Here is a 403-nt window from a genome sequence, read left to right on the forward strand (position 1 = left end):
GACATCCGCGGCGCGACGGATTTCACGTCGAACACCCAGGACCGCATCAGCATGTCCAGCGTGCCGATGATCGAGCCGTCGCACGTCGTCGGCCTGCCCAAGGGCCAGTGCTTCGCGCTGCTGCAGGGCGGCCAGCTCTGGAAGGTGCGTATGCCGCTGCCGGCGCCGGACCCGGATGAAGTGATGCCGGCGGACCTGCAGCAATTGGCCGGGTACATGCGCCAGAGCTACAGCGAGGCCACGCAGTGGTGGGAGTTCACCAGCTCGCCGGCCTTGCAGGATGCGGCCTTGCCCGACGACCTGCTGGACGATGCCGCTGCGGCCGAGCCCGGCGCGGTGGCCACCGGCGCCGACGATGGCGCGGGCAACGAGGCCGTGCCATGAAGGATGCCGCCTCGACCGC

1 pseudogene is annotated in these 403 nt (G+C 70.2%); it reads left to right on the forward strand.

From position 1 onward, the window contains the following. A pseudogene (locus tag APY03_RS23725) lies at positions 1-384 on the forward strand (type IV conjugative transfer system coupling protein TraD); the annotation flags it as partial. Positions 385-403 lie beyond the last annotated feature (19 nt).

Origin of the sequence: Variovorax sp. WDL1 (genome assembly GCF_001541225.1) — a bacterium.
In the GTDB taxonomy this organism is placed as follows: domain Bacteria; phylum Pseudomonadota; class Gammaproteobacteria; order Burkholderiales; family Burkholderiaceae_C; genus Variovorax.